The following is a 16,542-nucleotide window of genomic DNA, read 5'->3' on the forward strand; positions in this document are numbered from 1 at the left end:
TGGCGGCTGGAGCCGGCCCGTTCGACACCAGCAGGACCGACGGCCCCGCTCCGGCCTGACGCACTTGCCGCGTCAAGCTTCAATAATCAACCGGCCGCTCTCTCCAGTACAGCCTGCGGCGGATCGTCCCCGCTCAGCTGAACAATGTACGAGAGACCGTTGTCGATGTAGATGGTTCCACTCCCCGAGTACTCCTGCTTGGAACCGTCTCTCGAAACCATCGTAATCTCGACCTTGTATTCCAGTTCGCCGGGTTCCCCCTCGAAATGAAGGACGTCATTCGTCTGCGGCCTGTCGCTGTCCATGGAAAGCGTCACACGTGCGCCGTTGACGGTTACCACGTCGGTCTCCTGCACCACTTCCTGATCCTCGGCCGGCAACGAGCTGGACACCCTTATCGTCATCTGACGACCAACTGGCGCGGTCTGGCCGGGCGGCGGCTGACCCGAACCGGAGGGGCGATTGGCGAGCAGATAAAACCCCACGACAGAAAGCACAAGACAGAGAACAGAAGCGGCTACCAGTATTCCCCTCTGGAACGGCCCTACTTTTCCAGAGATGGTCACCTTGAAATCGCGGGCCGCGAGGTCGTTCACACTGAGTACGCCGATGAGGAACAGCACTGCGGCAATGATGAGTCCGGCAGTAGGAGCGGTGTATTCCATCAGACCTCCCACCCCCAATGGCTGCGCGTTTACCGCACTCGCCCTCTCACAGTGCGGCGGCGAAGCACGCGGCGCGCTACCCAGCTGAGCCATACGGGTGAAAAGGTGACGGTCCGAGTGAGCGCGGCACCCAGAGCGTGAACCCCGGAGGCAGGAAGCCGCGGAGGCCACCACCCCCCTGTCGACCCCGTCAGCTGCCCGGAGGCCACTCCGCATCAATGATGGAGAACCACCGCACTCACGCCACTGCGATCCCTATGCTTGCGCCGCGGGAACAGAAGTACGCGCAGTTCGGGAGCTGAGGGGGACTCATCGTGAACGAGCTCGCCGAGCTGGCAGGCATAGCCGGCTCGACCATCACCAATCTGATGGTCACGGATGCGTGGCTGGCGCTGCGCACTGGACTGATCGGCCTCTGGCAGCGAGTCATGCCGGGCCAGGCCGATACGATCACCGCCGACCTCGACGCGCTGCAGGCCACCGTCACCGCTGCTCATGCCAACCGCGACCAGAGCGTCACCGAGGCCGTCCAGCAGAACCTTCAGCAGCGAATCGCCTGGCTCCTCCTGCAGGACCCGGCCGTTGCCGAGGAGCTTCGGCAGTTGTTGGCCGATCCCCCGCGGGGCGCCCACTCGAGGCACATCGAGCAGCACGTGAGCCACTCCGGGACCGGAGACGCGTTCGTTGCCGGTGGGGACATCACGGTCAACCGATGACCACGTCCCACCAGCGCCCCGGCCGTGACCACCGTCAACAGAACCGCCACTCCGGGACCGGGGACGCGTTCGTCGCCGGTGGCGACATCCACATCACCCCACCTGCCCCCGCAACCCCACCGCCAGGGAAGTCGACGGGCAAAGCCGTCGCCATCAGCGTGGCCCTCGTGTGCACGGCAGCCCTCGGGGCCTTCCTCAGCGCCCACTTCGGTTGGGGCACCGCCCGTCAGGACGGCAACACCGCGCACGGCAGCCAGGGCGCACAGGGGGTGTCGCCCCCGGCCGGCACCGGCCTGTCCGCCGGTGGCGACACGGCCGTGCAGCCGACCGTCTCGGGATCGGAAGCAACCGGCGCACCCGCCACCGACACCATCCGGTACAGGGGACCGATTCGGCTGGCCTCTCTCGACCTCGACGCCAACCCACCCACGGTGCAGAGCTCCGACGCCGCCTATGGGGGCGGCTTCATCGTGTTGTACCCCCAGCTCAACGCTCAGGGTGCGACGGCGTTCGGTACCAGCGGCGACTTGGTGCACGACACCCCCGCCCTGGCGCCCTACACCCGCACCGGTACACCTGTCCGCAAGGACTGCGCCGACCTGCTGCGCACCCAGGCGGTCGAGACGCTGCCGGTCGAGGGGGGCTCCCGCCTCTGCGTGAAGACCAAGAACGGTCGCATCGCCTTCCTGACGGCCGGGAAGTTCACCAATGGCGCCTTCGCGGGAACAGCGGTCGTCTGGGATGCCATCGGTTGACCGAGATGACTCGGTTCCGGTCCGGCCGGTGCCAGGCCGCGGCTCAGCGGCCCTGAAGCGCCTTGACGTTGTCACCGAAGGTCCACGCCTTCGATCCGTCCCAGTTCAGGGACCAGGTCATCAGACCCTTGAGGCCGTTGCCGTAGGTGTTCCAGGCCTGGGCGACGAGGCTCGGGGACATGTAGCCGCCGCCCGCGCCGGGCTGGGCGGGCAGCCCCGGCACCTGCTTGTGGTAGGGGACCTTGATCGTCGTGCCCTGGACGACCAGGCCCTTGTTCAGGCAGTCCGTCTGGGCGGTGAAGCCCTTGACCGTCCCGGCCTGGTACGAATCCCCCGAGCAGCCGTACATGCTCCCGTTGTAGTACTGCATGTTCAGCCACCACAGCCGACCGTTGTCCGCGTACTTCTTGACGATCGGCAGGTAGGCGCCCCAGATCGAGCCGTACGTCACGCTGCCGCCGGTGACATAGGCGGTCTCCGGTGCCATCGTCAGGCCGAAGTTCGCGGGCATGCGGGCGAGGACGCCGTCAATGATGCGGATCAGGTTGGCCTGTGACGTCGACAGTTTGGTGATGTCACCGCTGCCGGTCAGGCCCGTCTCGATGTCGATGTCGATGCCGTCGAAGTTGTACGCCTTCAGGATCGGCACCACCGTCTCGACGAACCGGTCGGCGACGGCGGCGGAGCTCAGGTCGATGCCGGCCGTCGCCCCGCCGATGGACATCAGGATCGTGGCCCCGGCCGCCTTGGCCCGGCACATCTCGGCCGGGGTCGCGACCTTGACCGTCGCGTCCATGCCGTCCTCCCACAGGACGGTGCCGTCGGGGCGGATGACCGGGAAAGCCGCGTTGATCACGTTGTAGCCGTGGCTCCCGATGCGGGAGTCGGTGATCGGAACCCATCCGAACGGCGGGTGCACGCCGTTGGCGGCTCCGTCCCAGTTCTCCCAGTAGCCCTGGAGCACCTTGCCCGTCGGCCTGGACTTCACGGCACAGGTCTCCTCGTGCGGCGCGGCCGGTGCCGCACCGGCCGGGATCTGTGCGGCGGAGGTGAGGGCGAGGGCCGCGGCCAGGCCGCATCCGAGCAGGCGGGACTTCCGACCGAACATGCTGCGCTCCCGGTGGCCCCAAGCGGTGGGCAAAGGTCTTGGCCGGGACGGTAGGACGGCCGTGCGCGGCCGTCAATAGGTCTGGACCAGGCCGGTCCCGTGCCGCCGAGCCGTCGTCAGTTCCCTTCCGCCCCACCGTCGTACGTCCTCACCGGCAGCGCGCTGTGGACGCGGGCCAGGACCTCGCGGGTGCGGGGGCCGTCGAACTCGGTGAGCATGACCGCCTGCCACCGGCCGAGGTACAGCGCGCCCGAGGTGACGGGAATGCTGAGCTCGGGGTGGGTGGCCATCATGGCTCGGGCGTGGGAGTGACCGTTGTCGCGTTCGGCGTGCACCAGGCGTTCGGCGGGGGTGCGCAGCTTGTCGTGGGCGTAGGGGTGGATCGCGCTGTGCGGGGCCAGGCGTTCCAGGACCTCGTGCATGTCGGCTTCCAGGCCGGGATCGCGTTCGTTGACGACCAGGCCGCAGGTCGTGTGACCGCAGTACAGGTGCAAGGTGCCCTCGGCGACGCCCGCCCCGGCGACCAGGCGGCGCAGTTCCCTCGTGAGGTCGACCGTGGCCTCGGGGCTCTCGATGGTGACGGCGAGCCGCACCGAGATCGCGATCGAGCTGCCGGCCGGAAGGACGTCGTGCGAGATCACGTCGATGCGTGAGCCCGAGAGGGTGCTCATCGCGCCTCCTGGGAAGAGAACGGCTCCACAGCTTCAGTGCTGTGCAGGCTTCAGTGCTGTGCGCTCCAGTGCTGTGCACAGTGGCACTCCACCCCCGGCCGGGTAACGACCGTTCCGGTCACTTCGCCCCGCGCCCGTTCCGGCCGGACTGCCGGGCTGCCGGACCGCCGGCCTGCGGTTCTGTCACACAACGCTCATCTGGAACGGCCAACCGGCGACCTTGCAAGATCGTCTCTCTCCATGTCCACCCCTGTCCCCCATCCCTGTCCCGCATGAGCCGCCTCGTCGAGGAGCGACTGGCCTTGAGCAAGCACCGGAGCACGCTTCGTCCCAGCCGACGCCGCCGGAAGGAGGCGGTGGCCGGCCGGCGTCTGATCGACTACCCGCGCCGCGGCAGACGCGGGTTCCGCCGCTGGCTTCCGTCCTGGCGCCAGGTCCTGGTCCCCCTCACGCTCGTCGTGGGCGGCCTGAGCGGTCTGTTCGCCTACGTCTACGCGACCGTCGACATTCCCGACGAGAACGCGGCGGCCCGTCAGGAGGCGAATGTCTACTACTGGTCGGACGGCACCCAGATGGTGAGCCTGGGGGCGCTCAACCGGACCATCGTCCGGTTGTCGGACGTCCCGGAATCCGCCCAGAACGCGGTGATAGCCGCCGAGAACGAGAGCTTCTACCGGGACTCCGGCGTCTCGTTCCAGGGCATCCTCCGGGCGGCCGCCAGCACGGCGCAGGGACAGGAGACCCAGGGCGGCTCGACCATCACCCAGCAGTATGTGAAGAACACCTACCTCTCCCAGGAACAGACCGTCTCCCGGAAGGTCAAGGAGTTCGTCATCTCGCTGAAGGTGGACCGGACGAAGAGCAAGCAGGAAATCCTCCAGGGTTATCTGAACACCAGCTGGTTCGGGCGCGGCGCCTATGGAATCGAAGCCGCCGCACAGGCCTATTACGGCATTCCCGCCAAGAAGCTCGATCCGAGCCAGGGCGCCATGCTCGCGGCGCTGCTGAAGGGTGCCGAGCTGTACGACCCCTCGGGCGGCAGGAAGAACCACGAGCGGGCGGTGGACCGCTGGAAGTGGATTCTCGACCGGCAGGTCAAGGCCGGTCTGATGGACCGGGCGGAACGGGACAAGTACCGCACGTTCCCCGAACCGCGCAGGCAGTCCACCTCCACCAGCCTGGGCGGCCAGACCGGCTATCTCGTCGACGTCGCCAACAAGTACATCAAGCAGCGCACGCTGCTGACCGACCAGGAGCTCGCCCGCGGCGGCTACAAGATCCACACCACCTTCGACAAGAAGCGCGTGGAGCAGCTGAGGAAGGCGGTGGAGGGCGTGCTGGAGAAGAACATCGATCCGAAGAAGCGTTCCGCCGATGCCGGCGTGCAGGCCGGTGCCGCCTCGGTGCGTCCGTCCGACGGCGCCGTGCTCGCCCTCTACGGCGGCCCCGACGCCACCCAGCACTTCCTGAACAACGCCGACACCTTCGGCGTCCCGGTGGGCTCCGCCTTCAAGCCGTTCGTCCTCGCCTCCGCCCTCGAGCACGGCGTGCCCTCCTCCGGCGGCGACGGCCGCAAGCGGCAGGAGGTGACCCCGGACAGCTACTACGGCGAGGGCGGCGGCCTCAAGGACGAGTCCTCGGACGGCGCCGGCCCCGACGAGTCGCACCCCACCCTGCGCCAGGCCCTGATGACCGGCGGCAACGCCACGTACTCACAGCTCGGCCGGGACGTGGGGCTGGAGAAGGTACGGGACACCGCCGTCGGCACCGGCCTGCTCAAGGAGAGCCTGGCCGGGCTGGACCAGTCCTTCCCGGTCGGCACCTCGACGCCCAGCGCGATCCGCATGGCCGGGGCGTACGCGACGTTCGCCAACCACGGCGCGCAGAACGACCCCTACTCGGTGACGAAGCTCCTCAAGGACGGCACGTCGATCGGCGGCTTCGAGAGCCGGGCGAAGGCCCGGCGGGCGCTGGACAAGAACGTGGCGGACAAGGTCGCGGAGGTCCTGCGCGAGGTCGGCGAGAAGGGCGTCGACGGTGCGGACGGCGGGGACGGTGCGGTCGGTGCGGACGCCCGTACGGCCGAGCGCGTCGGCCCCTTCCTGGCCGGCCGTACCGGCGACCAGGACCGGCTCAAGTCGGCCTGGTTCATCGGCTCCACCGAGAAACTGTCCACGGCCGTCACCATGTTCCGCATGAAGCCGAACGAACCGCAGCTGCTGCCGATGTCCGACGTGGGCGGCGACGGCTCGCAGCGCGGGAACGCGTTCCCGGCGCGCATCTGGGCCGACTACATGGGGGCGCGGTGAGCGGGGCCGCCGCGGTTCGGCGGCGGGCCGGGGATCAGGTGTAGGGGAAGAGGCTGTACGAGGGGTCCTGGGTCGGTTCGATCTCACGGGCCCCTCGGGCGTAGACGAACGCGCCCATCACGGTCTCCTCGAACGTCACGGCCGTCAGCTGCCGCGGCTCGCCCACCGCGGCCTCCTCCGGGCCGATGGTGTAGCGGCTGAGCGTCACGTACTCGGCGGACGCCGTCTCCTCCACCGAGGAGAATCCGTCCGTGTCCACGTCCCACTGTCCCTGGGCGTAGTGCTCGTCCCGGATCTCCAGCAGGCCGGGGCCGGGGCAGTGCCAGCGGAAGCGGACGACTTCCATTCCGGCCAGGTTGGCGAGCACGCCCCAGCCGCGGCCGTCGGGCAGGAAGGCGAGATCGCTGCTCTCCATCACCCCGTAGTCGAACGGCGCACTGCTCCAGTGCCCTATGAGTGCCTCGTCGTATCGCATGACGGGAATCATCTCCCACGGCCGGAAACCCGCGGTACGCGGGGCCGCGGCGGGCCCCAGTGGGGCCGCACCGGGGACCGCCGAACCGTCAGATCGGGTTGAGTCGGCCCTTGAGCAGGCAGAACTCATTGCCCTCGGGGTCGGCGAGAACGTGCCAGGACTCGTCGCCGGTCTGGCCGACGTCGGCCGGGCGTGCCCCGAGCTTCAGGAGGCGTTCGAGCTCGGCGTCCTGATCGCGGTCGGTGGCGTTGACGTCGATGTGCAGCCGGTCATGCGCGTTCTTCGGGTCGTCGTTGCGGATGAGGAAGATCGTCGGCTGCGGGCCGCCGAACCCTTCGCGAGGACCTATCTCGATGCAGCCCTCCGCCTCACGACCGAGCACGACGAAGTCCAGGACCTCGCACCAGAACCGCGCCAGCGCCTCGGGGTCGCGGCACTTGAGCACGAGCTCACTGATACGACATGCCATTGACGAAACCTACTCTCAGCGTGGGAACTGCCGGGACGGCCGCGCGCGGAACTCTTGGGCTCCCGCAGTGGGAACACGCTCGCGACCGTACCGGGCGAGACGAGCAGGCGCGAAGGGTTTTCGCGGCCCCTGCCCGCTACCGACCCGCCGTCAGACTCCCAGTTCCCGGGCGGCCAGGGCCGTCCCCTCCACCCGGGCCCGGATCTTCGCGAAGGCGGTGTCACGGGAGGTGGAGGTGTCGTCGGCGAAGGGGGAGAACCCGCAGTCGTCGCACGTGCCCAGCCGGTCGACGGGCAGGTGGTGGGCGGCCGCCAGTACCCGGTCGCGCACCTCTTCGGGTGTCTCGATCCTCGGGTCGATCGGGTCGGTCACACCGATGAAGACCCGCGCGTCGGCGGGCAGGTGCTCGGCGATGACGGCCAGAACCTTGTCCGGATCCGGTTCACTCGCGAGTTGGACGTAGAAGATGCCCGCCTTGAGCCGCAGCAGCTTGGGGAGGAGGTCCGTGTAGTCGACGTCGAGGCTGTGGGTGGAGTCGTGGTCTCCCCCCGGACAGGTGTGCACGCCGATCCGCGCCCGCTCGGCGGCGGAGAACCGTTCGAGCACCCGGTTGTTGAGGGCGATGAAGTCGTCCAGGACGCTTCCGGCGGGGTCCAGCTTGAGCGAGAGCCGTCCCTCGGTGAAGTCGAGCTGGACGACGTGCGCCCCGGCCTCCAGGCAGCGGCGGATGTCGGCCTCGGCCTCGTTCGCCAGGTCGTCCAGGAACGCCTCGCGCGCGTACCCGTCGATGCCGTCCGCCGGATAGAGCAGGCTCAGCGCCGAAGGGGCGATGACGGCCTGCTTGACCGGCACGCTCGCGATGCCCTGCGCGGCCCGCAGGTACCGGTCGGCGTGGACGCCGTAGCGGAACGGTCCCGCGGTGAGCGCCGGCAGCTGCCGGTGGTGGCCGTCGGCGAAGGGGATCACGACGCCGTCGGGCGACAGCCCGTCCCGTCCCGTGAGGGGATAGGTGGCGAAGCTGGGCTTGGACTGCTCGCCGTCGGTGACGACCGGCGAGCCGGTCTCCTCCAGCCGGAGGATCGTGTCATGGACGGCGCGCTCCTGGGCGGCGGCCAGTTCGGCCTCGCCGATCTCGCCCGAGGCGTGGGCCGCCAGGGCGGCCAGCAGCTCGGAAGGACGGGGGATGCTGCCGATGGGCTCGGTGGGGATGGCCATCCCGCGAGAGTAGGGAGTGACGTGCGTCCCGACAATCGCACAGATGACCACGGCCGGCCGGGACGGGCGCCACCGGCGCTTCTCGGCCACCATGGCATACGACGGCCACCGGCAACCGGTCGCAAAACGACCGTTACGCGTCGAGGAACCTCACGCATGCTGCGGACGGGACCGCCGAGGGCTCCGCTCGTGCCGCGCGCGGCCGGGCCCTCCTGATCCGGGAGGCACCGTGCCCGCACCCGCGTCGTGCGCACCGAGCCCGTCGCCCAGCCCATCGCCCAGCCCGTCACCGAGCCGTCGTACCGCGCTGCACCTGGCGGCCGCCGCGGCGGTCACCCGGCTGCCCGCCGGAACCCCCGGCACCGCGTACGCCCCGGCCGGTGCTCCCCTGCCGGCCACCGCGGCCACGCGCCCCGCGACGGAGGATCACCGGTGGGCGCTGCGGGTCATGACCTTCAACCTGCGTTACGCCTCCGAGAGCGGCCCGCATCCCTGGTCCGAGCGCCGGCCCGTCATGCGCCGACTGCTGCGCCGCGAGCAGCCCCATCTGCTGGGCACGCAGGAGGGGCTGCACGGTCAGCTGCGGGACATCGCCGACGACCTCGGCCCGTGCTACGCCTGGATCGGGATGGGCCGGGCAGGGGGCAGCCATGACGAGTTCGGCGCCGTCTTCTACGACAGCCGCCGGCTCGTCCCCGACGAGTACGACCAGTTCTGGCTGTCCGACACCCCCTCCCTCATCGGCTCGACCAGCTGGGGCAACACCGTCATCCGCATGGCGAGCTGGATCCGATTCACCGACCTGCCGACCCGGACCCGCTTCTACGTCCTCAACACCCACCTCGACCACGCCCGCCAGTACGCCCGCGAACGCGGTGCGGAGCTGATCACCCGCCGGCTGCGGGAGCTCGACGCCACGCTCCCCCGCATCGTGACCGGCGACTTCAACGTCGCCGCTCACCGCAACCCCGTGTACGACGCGATGCTCGACAACGGTGCGCTGGCCGACACCTGGGACACCGCCGCAGAACGCGGCCCGCAGTACGCCACGTTCCACGGCTACGGACCGCTGGTGCCGGACGGGGACCGCATCGACTGGATCCTGGCCTCCCCTTCCGTCCGCACACTGCGGGCCGACATCAACACCTTCTCCGACGGCGGGCGGTTCCCCAGCGACCACCTTCCCGTTCAGGCGGTCCTCGGGTTCCGGCCTCCCGAAGCCGGCCGGCGGCCGTCGTAGGGGGCCGCGCTCAGCAGGGCGCGAGATCCTCGTTCTCCACGGTGGTCCGCAGCTGGAAGTCCTCGATCAGGCTGGCCGGATACAGGGCGCGGCCGACCGCGTGCGGCCGGGCGTAGACGGCGATGAGCTGACGCACCTTGGCGGCGTCGGCGACGACGACCGGGGCGCCGGGGTGCTCGCCGTCCTCCCAGGCGGACAGGGCCGACCACATCTCCTCCGCGGCGCTCATGAGCTGATCGGCTTCGTCGCGCGCCCGACTCCAGTCCCCGTCACGGAACGCCTGGTCCATCGCGGAGACCGAAGCGAGGATGGTGACGTAGTCCTCGGCCAGGCGCTCCTCGTCGGCGCTGGGCTCGACGGTCTTGGCGGCCAACTCGGCAGCGTACATGGGCTCCTCCGCACAGAGAGTGGTCCGAGGGGCTGATGGGCCTCGGTGCGGGTATCGTCGCGCGGCCGGGACCGTTCGCCCTTTCTTGACAGCGATACGGCCGTGATTTGTCACCCGCGCGGTTGAGTCTCCGCGGGTCCTCCCCGGCGGTAAGCCGAGCCGACTTTCCGTCCATCGGAGGAATCCGGGGCGATCGCATCCGGCCGCACACCCCGATGTGCAGGCTGTTGCGCATGAGGGCACTTCTGAGAACGGGGTACGTGGTGTTGGCCGTCGCCGCCGTGCTGGCTTCGGCGGGCGGAGCGGCCGCGGACGAGGCAGGGGGGCGCGTTGCCGCCGACCGCACGCCATTGACGGCCGTCGCGGGCAGCCTGACCGTGCTGCCGCCCGCGCCCCTGCCCCCGTGCCTCGGCCTGGGCGTGGACGTCCACGCGCGTCTCCTCGTGCTCGACGCCGGCGTGCGGCTGAGCTGCCCCGAGCCCCGGCTTCCGGCACGGCTGCCCGAGGCGGCGCCCGCGCTGCCGCCACCGCCCGTGCCGCCCGCCCCCGTGGCACCGCCCCCGCCCGTGCGGCTCCGGCCCGCTCCCGCCCCTCCGCCGGCGCCGGAGCCCGTCCGCGTCCGCGTCCGCGAGGAGGCCGTGCCACCGTCGGACGCGCCGTCCCCGCCGGCCGCGAAGGAGGCCGCGCCCCCGCGCCGGCAGCCGCCCGCCCTCCGTGTCCACCGCGGCTACGCGAAGGGCCTGCGCAAACAGCCGCCCCGCGGCGCGTCGCTGGTCACGCTCACCCTGGTGATCACGGCACCCGCCGTGCTGGCCGCCGCGCTGCTGCGCCCGAGGTCCGGCGGCGGAGGAGGGCGCCGCCGCTGAGCCGCCTCCCGCGCCCGCGTGGCGATCACCGCCGGTGGCAGGCGACGATGGTGGCGGTGACCGGGCCCGGAGAACGGGTCCGGCCGGCGCTCCCCACGGCGGTCATCGCATGCATCCGACCCCCCGCTTCCCCGACTCCCCGAGCGGCCGGGACTCCCCCAGCGGCCGAAGTGGCCGGAGCGGCCGCGGCGGCATCCGGAGCGGCACGGTGGCATCGTCACCCGCACCGTCCGGGGAGCCGCTGCCCACCGCGACGTTCGCGGTTCCCGCCGTCCCCCGTACGTACGTCCGCCGTCAGCGGCTTCTGGACCGGATCGGCCAGGGCGTGGATGGGCCGCTGACCCTCGTCACCGGGCCCGCGGGGGCCGGAAAGACGACTCTGGTGGCCGCGTGGGCGCGCACCGGGGCGGTTCCGGGGCGGGTGGTGTGGCTGACGCTCGGCCCGGACGACGGCGACCCCGGCGTTTTCTGGCCCTCGCTGACCGAAGGCCTTCGCCGGTCGCTGCCCGCGTTCCCCGACGGCTTCGCCACGCGCGCGTGGCGCGAGGGGGCCGGCCGGCGGTCACTGGCCCGCCTTGCCGTGGCCCTGGAACGGCTGCCCGAGCCGGTGGTGCTCGTCCTCGACGGCTTCGACAGGACGGCGGGGCGCGAAGTGCCGACGGGCCTCGAGTCCGTCCTGGCGCGTGCCGGGCCCCTGCTGCGGCTGGTGGTGACGAGCCGGGAGGATCCCGGGCTGCCGCTGCACCGGTATCGCGCCGAGGACCGGCTGACGGAGATCGGCGGCGCCGACCTGGCGTTCACCCGGCACGAGGCGGCGGCGCTCCTGCGGCGGCACGGTCTGCCGGCGGAGGACGACACCGTCCGATCGCTCACCGCCCGGACGGAGGGCTGGGCCGCCGGGCTGAAGCTGTGCGTGCTGGCCATGCGGCGGTCGGACGATCCCGCCGCCTTCGCCCGGTCCGGCGCCGGACCCGAGCACGCCGTCTCCGGCTATCTGCTCACCGAGGCCTTCGGCACCCGGCCCGCCGCCGCGCGGGAACTGCTGCTGCGCACGAGCGTCCTGGAACGCGTCGAACCCGAGCTCGCGAACGCTCTGACAGGGCGCCGGGACGCCGAGCGGACCCTCAACACGCTGGCCCGGTCCAACGGCTTCGTCGAGGCGGTCGACGGAACGTCCTGCTTCCGGGTGCATCCGCTGTACGCGTCGGTGCTGCGCACCCACCTGCGGGCGGAGCGGCCCGGACTGACGCCCCTGCTCCACGCGCGGGCCGCACGCCGACTGGCAGCCGCCGGGCGGGTCACCGAGGCGGTGGAGCACGCTGCGGCTGCCGGGGACTGGCAGTACGCCGCCGGTGGGATCGTCCGGCGGTCGATGACCGTCACACTGCTCACCGGCCCCGCGGCCGACCGACTGACGGGCCTGTTCTGCCGCATGCCCTCGGACGTCGGCGGCACCGAACCCGCCCTCGTGGCGGCCGCCTGCCGGCTGGCGCGAGGCGACCTGGCCGGTTGCCGCAGACGGCTCGCGGCGGCGGGGCCCGCTCTGCGCGGCGGGCCGCCAGGTGCGGACCCCGAGGCCCGGCTCGCGCACGCTCTGCTGTGGCTCCTGTGCGGGCCGTACGAGGACGCTGGCGGCACCGACGAGGCGGTACGCGCCGGGGCGGCCGCGCGCACCGTACGGGAGCTCATGAAGCGGGTGCCACCGGGGCGGCTCGAGGCGTACCCGGGGACCGAGGCGTTGCGCTGTCATGGGCTCGCCCGCGCGCTGCTGCGTGCCGGCCGCCTCGACGAGGCCCGGGATGCCTTCGCTGCCGTCGTGCGGGCGTGCGAGGCCGACACGGCGGGGCTCGCGCGGCTTCGGCAGGAGGCGCTGGGAACACTCGCGCTGGCGGAGGCCGTGGCGGGCGCGCTCGGTGCGGCGGAGGACCACGCCCTGCGCGGGCTCGCGACGGCCGACCGGTACGGCGTTCCGCCCGGCGGGCGCAGCGGATCCGGGTATCTGGCACTGGCCACGGTGGCGTCCGAGCGCGACGACGGCGACGCCGTCCGGCGTCACCTCGAGCAGGCGGAGCGGTGCCGGGACACGCATGACGACGTGGTCCTGGCTGCCGAGCGGACCGTCCTGCGGTCCCGTCTGGAGCTGGACGGCGGCCGGCGGGAAGGGGCGCTGGCGGCGCTGCGCGAGCACGGGCCGGTGCACGCGGTGTGGGACACCGAGCGCCTGGCCCTCGCGCGCTCGGCCGCCGCCCTGGCCTGCGGGGATCCCCGGGCCGCTGTCGCCGCACTGCGCGGCACCGGCGCCGACGGGCCCGCGCCCGTCGTCGCCCTGGCCTTCGCCCACCTCGCCGCCGGGCGCACCGGCCGGGCGCTGGGGCTCGTCCGGTACGCCGGCCGGTCACCGCGGCTGAATCTGCCGGACCGGGTCCGCATCCTGTTGCTGCGGGCGCGGGCCGCGATGCTGGAGGGGGACCGGGCGCAGGCGTACGCCCTGGTCGCCCAGGCGGCCGACGCGGCCCGTCCCGAGCGGCTGAGCAGGCCGTTCAGCGAGGCCGCACCCTGGCTGCGGCAGCTGCTCGACGTGCCCGTGGGCCACGGCGGGGCCGCGCGGGCGGCGTCCTGGCTCGCCGAGGGGCGGCAGAACGGGGACGGGACGGGCGAGGGGAACGGGCATGGTTCCGTGAACGGTTCCGCCCCCGGATCGGGCCCCGCCCTCGTGGAGCCGCTCAGCGGCCGTGAGCGCGAGGTGCTGGCCTGTGTGGCGCGGATGATGTCCACGGAGGAGATCGCGGCCGAGTTGCATGTGTCGGTGAACACCGTCAAGACGCATCTGCGGAGCGTCTACCACAAGCTCTGCGTCTCCCGGCGCCGGGCCGCGGTGGAGCGCGGCAGGGAGCTGCGCATTCTCTGACTCCGGCTCGCCGCTCGCCTCCTCCGTCACGGGTGACTCACCCGTTCCGGGCGATGCGGGCGCGCCGCCCGGACGGTGACGCTGGGAGCGCGGCCCCGGCGGGCCGTATCACGCAGATCTGGAGGTGGATCATGTCGTCCCCGCTCGACCCCCGCACGGACACCTCGCAGGCCGCGGCCGGCGGACTGACGGTGTTCGCGGCCGTGATGATGCTGGTCATCGGGTTCCTGGACCTCTTCAGGGGCGTGATGGCCATAGTCCACGACGACGTCTTCGTGGTCACGCCCCAGTACGTCTTCCAGTTCAACCTGACGGCGTGGGGCTGGGTCCACCTCCTGCTCGGCGTGCTGGCGCTCATGGTGGGCATCGGCCTGTTCAAGGCGTCGCTGTGGGCGAGGATCGCCGGAGTGACCGTCGCGGCCGTGCTGCTCGTGGCCAACTTCCTCTCGATTCCCTACTACCCGCTCTGGTCGGTGGTGGCCATCGCGCTGTGCGCACTCGTCATCTGGGGCCTGTGCGTCGTCCGGGCGGACGGCTCCGACGGCTCCCGGACGGGCGGACCGTAGCGGTAGCAACCGCACTCCCAGCAGGCGGGCACGGCCGTGGCGCGCGGAAGCGCCACGGTCGGCCGACGCATGGTTGCCGTGCTTGACGCGTCGTCACCTTCCAGACGCGTGACGTGAGTGAACTCCTGATACTTATGTGACTGTCGGGACCAAAGTCCCTATGCAGCCCGGTCGATCACCGATTGCATTGCTCACCAAGCCACTTCAACGCGGCTTTCCGTCAACAACCGCAAGAAAGTACGGAATTCAATGAGCCATGTCTCCAGGCGGCGCCTCCTCGCGCTCGCACCCGCCGCGGGAGTCGCCGCGGCGATTCCCGTGTCCCTCGCGACGGCGAACGCCGCGGTCGCCGCGCCCCGGCAGCAGAGCGCCGGGAAGACGAAGGGCGCCGCACGCTCGCTCCAGGAGATAACGGACGAGTGGGGAAGATGGATGGCCAAGGAGAGGTTCCCCAAGTCCAACGGCTGCCGCTTCACCGCCTCGACGGATTACGGGAAGCAGAGCTCGCTCGGCGACTACCACCAGCACCAGGTCCGTACGAAGTACAGCGGCATCACGTACGACCCCAGCGCCCCCTCCCCCGTCCCGGGCCAGGTCAGCTCCGTCTCCACCAACTACCGCAACGGCACGGACGTCGAGCAGCTGGTCACGTACAAGCAGAGCAAGACCACCGAGCAGGACCTGCGGATCTCGGTGACGGAGTCGCTGAAGATCGGGGTCACGATGGAGGTGTCGGCGGAGATCCCGGCGGTCGCCAAGGTCAGCGAGACCACCTCGATCGAGGCGAGCCTGTCCTCGACGCAGGAGTTCTCGCACAAGGAAACCCAGAACTGGAGCGTCGACCTGCCGCTCAAGATTCCGCCGAAGTCGGTCGTCGAGGCGTCCCTGGTGGTCGGCACCCAGAAGTACGACATCGACTGGACGGCCACGGTCGGCCTCACCGGGAACGTGGCGATCTGGTTCAACGAAAAGGTCGACCTCAACCACGACGGGGACAACCACTGGCTCTGGTTCGTCCCCATCGAAGAGGTCTTCCGGGACTGCCAGGCTCACGGGATCGTCGACACCACCGGCTACGAGGTGACCGCGAGCGGCGTGAACACCTTCGCCAACGGCACCTTCACCGGCGGCCAGGGCGTATCGCTGAACATCAACGCCGTCCAGAAGCCGCTCGACGGCCGGCAGAAGCGCAGCACCGCCGTCCAGACCATCCCCATCCCCCTCGACCAGAACGGCAAGCGGGTCATCGCCTCGGGCCGCTGACCTGACGCCGCGTGGGGCCCTCGCCGGACGGGCCGGGCCCCACGCACCGGCCATCGCACAGGTACCCGTAAACTCATGCGCCACTTCCGGGTTCAAGGACCGGAAAGCACCACCGACAACGGGGACACCTTGCTCACGCACATGAATTCCAGGTCATGGCGCCGCGCCGCGCTCGCCGCCGGCACGGCTCTGCTCGCCGCCGTATCACTGACCGCCTGTGAAACCTCCGGCAAGAAGAAGACGGCAAAGGGCTCGGCGAAAGCATCGGCCGAATCCCAGCAGCCGCTGAAGCTCGGTCAGCCCAGCCCCGAGTTGCAGGAGATCTCGCGGTGGGGAAAGACCGGAAAGTTCACCATCACCGGTCAGCGTGTGGTGATGGGCAAGGCGTCGGACCTCACCCAGCTGGACGCCAACAAGTACCAGGGCATGACCGTCGCCTGGGTCTATGTGAACGCCAAGCTCGTCGAGGGCGACGCCCCGCTGAAGGGCCCCATGGTGACGAGCGAGCTCAGCGCGACGTCGGAAGGCAACCAGCCCGGGACGAAGCTCATTCTCATCGGCGACCTCAGCAGCCGGCCCGCCGACTGCAAGGAGCAGGACACCGACGCCATCTGGCAGAAGGGCGACGACCAGACGCTCTGCACGCCGGTCATCGTGCCGGAGAAGAGCAAGGTCACCCACATCACCTATCGGAGGGGCTACTACAAGGAGCCCCTGAAGTGGACGGTGGAGTAAGGCACCGCTTCGCCCCGGCGACGGCATGAAGCAGGGCGGCCGCATCCCACGTGGGGTGCGGCCGCCCTGCGGCGTCTTTGTCGCTCCGGATTTAGTACGCGGAGTTGACGTTGTCCATGGAGCCGTACTTGTCGGCCGCGTAGTTGCAGGACGCGGTGATGTTGGCGACCGGGTCGTAGATGTCCCAGGACGT

Annotated in this window: 16 protein-coding genes and 1 pseudogene; 9 read left to right on the forward strand and 8 right to left on the reverse strand. The window is 70.8% G+C overall.

Annotation, left to right across the window (positions count from 1 at the left end; all coding sequences use genetic code 11):
• Positions 1 to 86 precede the first annotated feature (86 nt).
• Entirely contained in the window at positions 87 to 665 is a 579-nt protein-coding gene (locus ACIG36_RS16535) for a hypothetical protein (protein ID WP_399927551.1), read from the reverse strand.
• A 314-nt stretch (positions 666 to 979) separates the two neighbouring features.
• Here ACIG36_RS16535 and ACIG36_RS16540 point away from each other — a divergent pair, with 314 nt between their 5' ends.
• Together ACIG36_RS16540 and ACIG36_RS16545 are read left to right on the forward strand one after the other, a co-directional pair.
• Complete coding sequence (locus ACIG36_RS16540) at positions 980 to 1,381, forward strand: hypothetical protein (protein WP_399927554.1); 402 nt, start codon at positions 980 to 982, stop codon at positions 1,379 to 1,381.
• Positions 1,378 to 2,136 carry a hypothetical protein gene (locus ACIG36_RS16545; RefSeq protein ID WP_399927557.1) on the forward strand — a complete coding sequence of 253 codons (759 nt, stop codon included), beginning with the start codon at positions 1,378 to 1,380 and terminating at the stop codon, positions 2,134 to 2,136. Before ACIG36_RS16540 ends, ACIG36_RS16545 begins: the two co-directional genes overlap by 4 nt.
• Before the next feature lie 43 nt (positions 2,137 to 2,179).
• On the opposite strand, the gene ACIG36_RS16550 is transcribed toward ACIG36_RS16545, so the two are convergent.
• Together ACIG36_RS16550 and ACIG36_RS16555 are read right to left on the reverse strand one after the other, a co-directional pair.
• Positions 2,180 to 3,244 (reverse strand): chitinase, encoded by a 1,065-nt coding sequence (locus tag ACIG36_RS16550; protein WP_399927560.1) that lies wholly within the window; start codon positions 3,242 to 3,244, stop codon positions 2,180 to 2,182.
• Positions 3,245 to 3,360: 116 nt separating this feature from the next.
• Positions 3,361 to 3,915 carry a secondary thiamine-phosphate synthase enzyme YjbQ gene (locus ACIG36_RS16555; protein ID WP_399927563.1) on the reverse strand — a complete coding sequence of 185 codons (555 nt, stop codon included), beginning with the start codon at positions 3,913 to 3,915 and terminating at the stop codon, positions 3,361 to 3,363.
• Between the two features lie 302 nt (positions 3,916 to 4,217).
• Between ACIG36_RS16555 and ACIG36_RS16560 the strand changes: the two genes are divergently transcribed.
• The gene (locus ACIG36_RS16560) at positions 4,218 to 6,224 is read left to right on the forward strand and encodes a transglycosylase domain-containing protein (RefSeq protein WP_399927564.1); all 2,007 of its coding nucleotides are present in this window, start codon (positions 4,218 to 4,220) and stop codon (positions 6,222 to 6,224) included.
• 34 nt (positions 6,225 to 6,258) lie between these two features.
• On the opposite strand, the gene ACIG36_RS16565 is transcribed toward ACIG36_RS16560, so the two are convergent.
• From ACIG36_RS16565 to ACIG36_RS16575, 3 genes are all read right to left on the reverse strand, one after another.
• The gene (locus ACIG36_RS16565) at positions 6,259 to 6,699 is read right to left on the reverse strand and encodes a hypothetical protein (RefSeq protein ID WP_399927566.1); all 441 of its coding nucleotides are present in this window, start codon (positions 6,697 to 6,699) and stop codon (positions 6,259 to 6,261) included.
• Positions 6,700 to 6,787: 88 nt separating this feature from the next.
• The gene (locus ACIG36_RS16570) at positions 6,788 to 7,168 is read right to left on the reverse strand and encodes a VOC family protein (protein ID WP_399927569.1); all 381 of its coding nucleotides are present in this window, start codon (positions 7,166 to 7,168) and stop codon (positions 6,788 to 6,790) included.
• Positions 7,169 to 7,318: 150 nt separating this feature from the next.
• Complete coding sequence (locus ACIG36_RS16575) at positions 7,319 to 8,383, reverse strand: cobalamin-independent methionine synthase II family protein (protein WP_399927572.1); 1,065 nt, start codon at positions 8,381 to 8,383, stop codon at positions 7,319 to 7,321.
• A gap of 307 nt (positions 8,384 to 8,690) precedes the next feature.
• Here ACIG36_RS16575 and ACIG36_RS16580 point away from each other — a divergent pair, with 307 nt between their 5' ends.
• Positions 8,691 to 9,623 (forward strand): endonuclease/exonuclease/phosphatase family protein, encoded by a 933-nt coding sequence (locus ACIG36_RS16580; RefSeq protein WP_399927644.1) that lies wholly within the window; start codon positions 8,691 to 8,693, stop codon positions 9,621 to 9,623.
• A 10-nt stretch (positions 9,624 to 9,633) separates the two neighbouring features.
• Here the strand turns inward: ACIG36_RS16580 and ACIG36_RS16585 are convergent, their stop codons facing one another.
• Entirely contained in the window at positions 9,634 to 10,011 is a 378-nt protein-coding gene (locus tag ACIG36_RS16585) for a hypothetical protein (protein WP_399927574.1), read from the reverse strand.
• A 233-nt stretch (positions 10,012 to 10,244) separates the two neighbouring features.
• On the opposite strand from ACIG36_RS16585, the gene ACIG36_RS16590 reads away from it, so the two are divergent.
• The 5 genes from ACIG36_RS16590 (at position 10,245) to ACIG36_RS16610 (ending at position 16,349) form a co-directional block, all read left to right on the forward strand.
• Positions 10,245 to 10,877 (forward strand): hypothetical protein, encoded by a 633-nt coding sequence (locus ACIG36_RS16590; protein WP_399927577.1) that lies wholly within the window; start codon positions 10,245 to 10,247, stop codon positions 10,875 to 10,877.
• Positions 10,878 to 11,085: 208 nt separating this feature from the next.
• Complete coding sequence (locus tag ACIG36_RS16595; protein ID WP_399927580.1) at positions 11,086 to 13,785, forward strand: LuxR C-terminal-related transcriptional regulator; 2,700 nt, start codon at positions 11,086 to 11,088, stop codon at positions 13,783 to 13,785.
• Between the two features lie 131 nt (positions 13,786 to 13,916).
• Positions 13,917 to 14,351, forward strand: a complete 435-nt coding sequence (locus tag ACIG36_RS16600) for a hypothetical protein (protein WP_399927583.1) — start codon at positions 13,917 to 13,919, stop codon at positions 14,349 to 14,351.
• A gap of 249 nt (positions 14,352 to 14,600) precedes the next feature.
• Positions 14,601 to 15,614 (forward strand): cytotoxin leucocidin, encoded by a 1,014-nt coding sequence (locus ACIG36_RS16605; protein WP_399927586.1) that lies wholly within the window; start codon positions 14,601 to 14,603, stop codon positions 15,612 to 15,614.
• Between the two features lie 141 nt (positions 15,615 to 15,755).
• Complete coding sequence (locus ACIG36_RS16610; protein WP_399927588.1) at positions 15,756 to 16,349, forward strand: hypothetical protein; 594 nt, start codon at positions 15,756 to 15,758, stop codon at positions 16,347 to 16,349.
• Between the two features lie 91 nt (positions 16,350 to 16,440).
• Here the strand turns inward: ACIG36_RS16610 and ACIG36_RS16615 are convergent.
• Positions 16,441 to 16,542: pseudogene (locus ACIG36_RS16615) on the reverse strand (lytic transglycosylase); the annotation flags it as partial.

Source organism: Streptomyces sp. NPDC053048 (assembly GCF_044547045.1).
In the GTDB taxonomy this organism is placed as follows: Bacteria; Actinomycetota; Actinomycetes; order Streptomycetales; family Streptomycetaceae; genus Streptomyces.

Bases quoted from the DNA above. Each gene is read 5' to 3' on its own strand.
- ACIG36_RS16535 (WP_399927551.1), bottom strand. From the start codon at position 665: ATGGAATACACCGCTCCTACTGCCGGACTCATCATTGCCGCAGTGCTG.
- ACIG36_RS16565 (WP_399927566.1), bottom strand. From the start codon at position 6,699: ATGCGATACGACGAGGCACTCATAGGGCACTGGAGCAGTGCGCCGTTC.
- ACIG36_RS16605 (WP_399927586.1), top strand. From the start codon at position 14,601: ATGAGCCATGTCTCCAGGCGGCGCCTCCTCGCGCTCGCACCCGCCGCG.
- ACIG36_RS16590 (WP_399927577.1), top strand. From the start codon at position 10,245: ATGAGGGCACTTCTGAGAACGGGGTACGTGGTGTTGGCCGTCGCCGCC.
- ACIG36_RS16555 (WP_399927563.1), bottom strand. From the start codon at position 3,915: ATGAGCACCCTCTCGGGCTCACGCATCGACGTGATCTCGCACGACGTC.
- ACIG36_RS16575 (WP_399927572.1), bottom strand. From the start codon at position 8,383: ATGGCCATCCCCACCGAGCCCATCGGCAGCATCCCCCGTCCTTCCGAG.
- ACIG36_RS16545 (WP_399927557.1), top strand. From the start codon at position 1,378: ATGACCACGTCCCACCAGCGCCCCGGCCGTGACCACCGTCAACAGAAC.
- ACIG36_RS16610 (WP_399927588.1), top strand. From the start codon at position 15,756: ATGAATTCCAGGTCATGGCGCCGCGCCGCGCTCGCCGCCGGCACGGCT.
- ACIG36_RS16550 (WP_399927560.1), bottom strand. From the start codon at position 3,244: ATGTTCGGTCGGAAGTCCCGCCTGCTCGGATGCGGCCTGGCCGCGGCC.
- ACIG36_RS16570 (WP_399927569.1), bottom strand. From the start codon at position 7,168: ATGGCATGTCGTATCAGTGAGCTCGTGCTCAAGTGCCGCGACCCCGAG.
- ACIG36_RS16600 (WP_399927583.1), top strand. From the start codon at position 13,917: ATGTCGTCCCCGCTCGACCCCCGCACGGACACCTCGCAGGCCGCGGCC.
- ACIG36_RS16585 (WP_399927574.1), bottom strand. From the start codon at position 10,011: ATGTACGCTGCCGAGTTGGCCGCCAAGACCGTCGAGCCCAGCGCCGAC.